General features: G+C 60.3%; 5 protein-coding genes. 2 read left to right on the top strand and 3 right to left on the bottom strand.

Features of this window, described 5'->3' with window-relative positions; translation table 11 throughout:
• Nucleotides 1–136: 136 nt before the first annotated feature.
• The 3 genes from PMI38_RS25765 to PMI38_RS25755 form a co-directional block, all read right to left on the bottom strand.
• On the bottom strand, nt 137–733 hold the full coding sequence (locus PMI38_RS25765; protein ID WP_008100947.1) for a DUF924 family protein: 597 nt from the start codon (nt 731–733) through the stop codon (nt 137–139).
• 3 nt (nt 734–736) lie between these two features.
• Entirely contained in the window at nt 737–1747 is a 1011-nt protein-coding gene (locus tag PMI38_RS25760) for a class 1 fructose-bisphosphatase (protein ID WP_008100945.1), read from the bottom strand.
• Between the two features lie 271 nt (nt 1748–2018).
• Complete coding sequence (locus PMI38_RS25755; RefSeq protein ID WP_008100943.1) at nt 2019–4469, bottom strand: glycogen/starch/alpha-glucan phosphorylase; 2451 nt, start codon at nt 4467–4469, stop codon at nt 2019–2021.
• A 187-nt stretch (nt 4470–4656) separates the two neighbouring features.
• Between PMI38_RS25755 and PMI38_RS25750 the strand changes: the two genes are divergently transcribed.
• Complete coding sequence (locus PMI38_RS25750; protein ID WP_043274122.1) at nt 4657–5061, top strand: YkgJ family cysteine cluster protein; 405 nt, start codon at nt 4657–4659, stop codon at nt 5059–5061.
• Between the two features lie 525 nt (nt 5062–5586).
• Nucleotides 5587–6477: an RHS repeat-associated core domain-containing protein gene (locus tag PMI38_RS26895; protein WP_008100939.1), complete on the top strand. Its 891-nt coding sequence runs from the start codon at nt 5587–5589 to the stop codon at nt 6475–6477.
• Nucleotides 6478–6534 lie beyond the last annotated feature (57 nt).

Genomic DNA, 6534 nt, shown 5'->3' with positions numbered 1-6534 from the left:
CGGGCGAAGCCCGTGCCAGACGGCTCTTTTGTCTGTACCGGCCTCTTCGCGGGAAAAGCCCGCTCCCACCGGCAGTCCTGTGGGAGCGGCGGTGCGGCGATCCGACTTGTCCCGCGAAGAGGGTGGAACAGACGACTCAGAACCTGGAGCCAGGCTCCAGCAAGAAGTCCATTTCGTCACTGGTGCTAGGCCTGTTCAGCATCAGGTTGCGATGCGGGAAGCGGCCGAAGCGGGCAATCACCCGCTGGTGCTGCTCGGCGTAATCGAGGAAGCCTTCGAACAGCCGACGGTTCGCTTCCGGCTGCTCGTCCAGCAGGATCTGGTAACGCTCGACACTCAGGTTCTGCCAGTCCAGCACCTCGGCATGCTCCAGCACCAGCAGCACGAAGACCCGCTGGATCGGCAGCAACTGGTAGTCCCAGCCCTTCTGCAGCCCTTGCATGGCCACTACCTGGGCACGCCGGTCGCCTTCGAAGGCGCGCGGCGTGTCGCGGTGGATCATGCGCGGCAGCTGATCCAGCAGGATCAGCAGGCCAAGCCAGCCCTGGGGGCTCTGCTGCCACTCGTCGAGCCCGCCCGCCAGGGCATGCTCGACCAAGTCGCCAAACAGCGCCTGGGCTTCGGCATCGTGATGCTTGCCGAACCATAGCGTGCTCTGCTCGTCAGCCACGGCCTGGGCACTGGTACCCCAACCGAACCACCATTCCAGCAACGGCTGCCAAGGTGCGAGCATGGTTTACTCCTTGTGGTAGGCGGTCACGCGCTCGACCTCTTCCTTCGAGCCGAGGATCACCGACACGCGCTGGTGCAGGCTCTCGGGCTTGATGTCGAGGATGCGATCGTAACCGTTGGTGGACGCGCCGCCGGCCTGTTCGATGATGAACGACATCGGGTTGGCTTCGTACATCAGACGCAGCTTGCCCGGCTTGCTCGGCTCGCGGGCGTCGCGCGGGTACATGAACAGGCCGCCACGGGTCAGGATGCGGTGCACGTCGGCAACCATCGAGGCGATCCAGCGCATGTTGTAGTTCTTCTTCAACGGACCGGTCTCGCCGGCCAGCAGCTCGCCCACGTAGCGCTGTACCGGGGCTTCCCAGTGACGCTGGTTGGACATGTTGATGGCGAATTCGGCGGTGGTTGCCGGCACCTGGATGTTCTCGTGGGTCAGCACGAAGCTACCCAGCTCGCGGTCCAGGGTGAAGCCCTTGACGCCGTTGCCCAGGGTCAGGATCAGCATGGTCTGCGGACCGTAGATCGCGTAACCGGCGGCGACCTGCTCGGTGCCTGGCTGAAGGAAGGCGTTTTCGTTGAGGGTTTCGTTCTGGCTCAGGTATTCGTTAGGGCAACGCAGCACCGAGAAGATGGTGCCGACCGACACGTTGACGTCGATGTTCGACGAACCGTCCAGCGGGTCGAATACCAGCAGGTAGGCGCCTTTCGGGTACTTGCCCGGGATCTGGTAGGCGTTGTCCATTTCCTCGGACGCCATGCCGGCCAGGTGGCCGCCCCACTCGTTGGCTTCGAGCAGGATGTCGTTGGAAATCACGTCGAGCTTCTTCTGCACTTCGCCCTGCACGTTTTCGGTGCCCATGCTGCCCAGCACACCGCCAAGGGCGCCCTTGGACACATGGTGGCTGATTTCCTTGCACGCACGCGCCACCACTTCGATCAGGAAGCGCAGATCGGCAGGGGTATTGTTGCTGCGGGTCTGCTCAATCAGATAGCGACTCAGGGTAACGCGGGACATGTATTGCTCCGAAAGGGTTGGGGGGGAGAAAAACCCCCGCAGTTTACAGGGAGTGTTGCAAGCTAGCGAGCGATGAGACTTGCCTGGGCTGTCAGACGGCACAATAGGTCGGTAGTTCAGCGCTTGCCAGGCCGGTTGTCAGTTGGGGCCGCTGTGCGGCCCATTCGCGGGACAAGCCCGCTCCCACAGGTCTTGCACAGCTTTCAAGGCAACCCAGATCCTGTGGGAGCGGGCTTGTCCCGCGAATGGGCTGCGCAGCAGCCCCAGTAAGTCAATCCAACGCCTTCCAGATCTCGGTAGCATATTCGCGAATGGTCCGGTCCGAAGAGAACCAGCCCATCCGCGCCGTGTTCAGCACCGCCATGCGCCACCACTCCTGGGGCGTATGCCACAGCTCCTCGACCCTGCGCTGGGCATCCCAGTAGGCATCGAAATCGGCGCAGACCAGGAACCGGTCATAAGCCACCAGCCCGTCGATCAGCCCCGCGTAGCGCCCAGGATCGTCCGACGAGAACACCCCGCTGCGGATCGCCTGAAGCACATCGTTCAACCGATGGGAGCTGGCAATCGCGGCACCGGCGCCAAAATCGTTGGCCCGCTTGCGCGCCTCGACCTGCTGCGCCGTCAGGCCGAAGATGAACATGTTGTCGGCCCCCACGTGTTCGCACATCTCCACGTTGGCGCCGTCCAGGGTGCCGATGGTCAGCGCCCCGTTGAGGCCGAACTTCATGTTGCTGGTACCTGAAGCCTCGTAGCCGGCGGTGGATATCTGCTCGGACAGGTCCGCGGCCGGGATGATGCTCTCGGCCAGGCTGACGTTGTAGTTGGGCAGGAACACCACCTTGAGCAGGCCGCGCACGGTCGGGTCGTTGTTGACCACGCGGGCGATGTCGTTGGCCAGCTTGATGATCAGCTTGGCCTGGTGGTAGCTCGCCGCCGCCTTGCCGGCGAAAATCTTCACCCGCGGCACCCAGTCGGTGCCGGGGTCGTTGCGCATGGCCTGGTACAGGGCGACGGTATGCAACAGGTTGAGCAGCTGGCGCTTGTACTCGTGGATTCGCTTGACCTGCACATCGAACAGCGCTTCGGGGTTCACCGTGACCCCGACCCGGTCCTGGATGATGCTGGCCAGCGCGCGCTTGCTGTGCAGCCGCTGGGCAGCGAAGGCCTTGCGGAAGCTGCTTTTTTCGGCGAAGGGCACCAGGTCGGCCAGGCGACCTTGCGGGTCGTCCAGCAGCTCGGGGCCCACGGCCTCGACCAGCATCGCCGTCAGTTGCGGGTTGGACAGGTACAACCAGCGGCGGAAGGTGATGCCGTTGGTCTTGTTGTTGATGCGTTTCGGGTAGAGCTTGTGCAGTTCGGCGAACACCGTGCTTTTCATCAGCTGGCTGTGCAGCGCCGACACGCCGTTGACACTGTGCGAGCCAAGAAACGCCAGGTTGCCCATGCGCACCCGGCGACCGTTTTCTTCCTCGATCAGCGACACCGCGCGCAGCACGTCGAAATCGTGAAGGCCCTTGGCCCGCAGGGCGTCGATGTGGAAGGCGTTGATCAGGTAGATGATCTGCATGTGCCGCGGCAGCATGCGCTCCATCAGCGCCACCGGCCAGGTTTCCAGCGCTTCGGGCAGCAGGGTGTGGTTGGTGTAGGCCAGCGTCCCGACGGTCAGCTCCCAGGCCTTTTCCCAAGGGATTTCATGCTGGTCGACCAGCAGTCGCATCAGCTCGGCCACGGCGATCGAAGGGTGGGTGTCGTTGAGCTGGATGGCCGCCGCATCGGGCAGGTTGAGCAGGTCCTTGTGCATGTTCAGGTGACGGCGCAGCAGATCCTGCAACGAAGCCGAGACGAAGAAGTATTCCTGGCGCAGGCGCAGCTCCTGGCCCGCCTCGGTGCTATCGGCCGGGTACAGGACCCGTGAAATGCTCTCGGCCCGCGCCACTTCCGCCACCGCGCCCAGGTGGTCGCCGGCATTGAAGCGCTCCAGATGCAGCTCTTCCAGCGCCCGCGCACGCCACAGCCGCAGGGTGTTGACGCTGGCGCCACGCCAGCCGACCACCGGCGTGTCGTACGCCACCGCCCGCACCGTTTCGCCCGGCGTCCAGACCTGACGCTGCGCGCCATCGGCGTCGTTCAGCGTCTCGACACTGCCGCCGAAGCTGATCGGGTAGATCACTTCTGCCCGCTCGAACTCCCAGGGGTTGCCGAAGTCCAGCCAGTTTTCGGTCTGTTCCTGTTGCCAGCCATCGACCACCGCCTGGCGGAACAGGCCATGCTCATAACGAATGCCATAGCCGTGGGCAGCGATACCGAGGGTCGACATGCTTTCCATGAAGCACGCTGCCAGCCGGCCGAGGCCGCCGTTGCCCAGCGCCGCGTCCGGTTCGAGCAGGCGAATGCGCTCCAGGTCCACATCCAGCCCTTGCAGCGCCTCGCGGGCAACATCCAGCAGGCCAAGGTTGCTCAGGCTGTCGTACAGCAGTCGGCCAATGAGAAATTCCAGGGAGAGGTAATACACCCGCTTCTGGCTGCGTCGATAGGCCCGGCGGGTGTGGTCCATCCAGTGGTCGACCATGTGGTCGCGGGCAGCCAGGGCGATGGCTTCGAACCAGTCGTGGTCGAAGGCGTGCTCGGGGTCCTTGCCGACCGCGTAGGTCAGCTTGTCCAGTACAGCGGCGCGAAAATCGGCCACCTCGGCGTCACGAGCTTTGGGTTCCTGGGACATGCGGCATCCTCGGGCAAGTTGACGAAAGCGGAGGGAGAGTGTTGAGACTAGACCCTTCGACAGGGACTGACGATTACGGTTCGCAGATTTCGTGCCTGCCGGGTGAATCCGGCAAAAGGTTGTTCACAAATTGAACAACTCCGGTATGATCGCGCGCCCCAAGACCGTGATCCAGCTCTCTATAACGATGAAAACGACCCTGATTGCCGCGGCCGAAGTCGACCGCCTGGAAACCTGGCAGCGCTATGCCAGCCACATGTGCGGAGGCTGCCATTCGACGTGCTGCACCCTGCCGGTGGAAGTGAAGATCAAAGACCTGATCCGCATTGGCGTGGTGGACGAGTTCGAAAAGGACGAGCCACCGAAGAACATCGCCAAACGCCTGCAGAAAGACGGCATCATCGAGCGCTTCAACCAGAAGTCGGGGATCTTCACCCTGACCCGCATGAGCAATGACGATTGCCTCTATCTGGATCGTAAGAGCCGGCTGTGCACCATTTATGACAAGCGCCCGGATACTTGCCGCAACCACCCCAAGGTCGGGCCGCGGCCGGGGTATTGCGCCTATAAGCCCAAGGTGGTTGGGCGTTGACGGCCCCGCTAGGACTCAATAGCTTTCACCTGTCTCGACGTGCACGGAGCTTCCGTCAGGAAGTGTCTAGACGCCGCCAGCTGGTTCCGGCCGTGCCGGTTGATGGGATTAGTCCCTAAGGGCATCCGCGATACGACCCCCTTTATTGGGGGTTTCGTATTTTCAGGGACTGCTATCGCCTTACAGGCCGTCGAATCGGCTTGTTTCTCAGTTTCTTCAGCATCAGCAATCAGCCTTTGATTTTCTCGTGCCGCCCTGGATAAGAGCCGCCGGGCGCATGCCTTGGTCCTGATTGTGTGGCGAAGATCGAGCGCCGCCCGGCGCATCAGTGAGTCGGCATGCTCCAGGTCATGGCGGGCAAGTTTTAATGCCTGGGCGAGTGGTAGTTCGGCGTACAGCGCCGCGCGCGTGGTTGCCATCGAGGCTCGACTCATGTGCCCTTGAGTAAAACTGTCATTTTTAACAGTTGTCCCGTTTTTCCCTGAGACTGCAAAATAGTGACTTTAATTCAGGAGAACAACCATCATGTACACATATTGCAACGAGATCCTGATTGCCGATTCGCCTGAAGTGCGTTTATTCAAACATGGGCTGCTGTGCATGGCCGTGAAACAGGCAAGTGCCCATGACGCATTGGCTGGCGTGGACGGACAAGGGTCGGCCATTATTCTCAGCGATACCTTGAAAGGTCAGCAAATTTGCTTTGATGTGTACGGGGTTACCCCCAATAATATTTTTCTTACTGTTGGCTTTCAAGGGGCATTTCGAGATCGCTTCTCTCATTTATATCTGCTGGGAAACGGTCGGCGCGCATACAGTACAGCGCTTAGGCGCTTTATTTCCTCGGACAGTCTTAGTCCGTTTGAGCGAGGCGGAATCAATAGCTATGCATTCTGCCTGAACGACCCTGTCAATCGGACTGATCCTACAGGCCAGTGGTCTTGGCATAACATTAAACGCGCTTTACTGTCGCTAATTACAGTAAAAGAGTACAAGGGTACGCCCCTGATGAAGCACGATGGGATTACTGTATTTTCCAAATCCGGAAAAAAATCAGACCCCAATGACAAACTCTACATCTTAGGCCATGGTATTCCAGGCTTGCTCGTTGGACAGGGCAACAAGGCGTATAAGGCTCCAGCTGTAATTCAAGGCTTGAATGCTAAGGGCATTGTTACGAAGAATAGAAAGATACATATATTAGCCTGCTATTCTGCTGAGCCGACAGGGCCTGAAATACCCTCATTTATAGACCAGATGGCCGCTTTGACGGGGAGTGAAGTCGTAGGTTACAAGAACAGGGTTCCGGTAGAGCGATATGAGTACAACGGTATTTTCCATGCCCACAAACTTACCAGTATTTTTATGTTTGGGGGGTCATCAAAAAAAATCAGATCGGGCCAGCAAGGACGCTGAGAAAGAGGCGCTAGGATTTGTTTTTGCCAGAGTTCTACCAAAGGCGGACAACCATGG

Origin of the sequence: Pseudomonas sp. GM84 (genome assembly GCF_000282535.1) — a bacterium.
Lineage (GTDB): Bacteria > Pseudomonadota > Gammaproteobacteria > Pseudomonadales > Pseudomonadaceae > Aquipseudomonas.
Note: the sequence above shows the minus strand (reverse complement) of the source record. Positions and strands in the feature narration are given on the sequence as shown.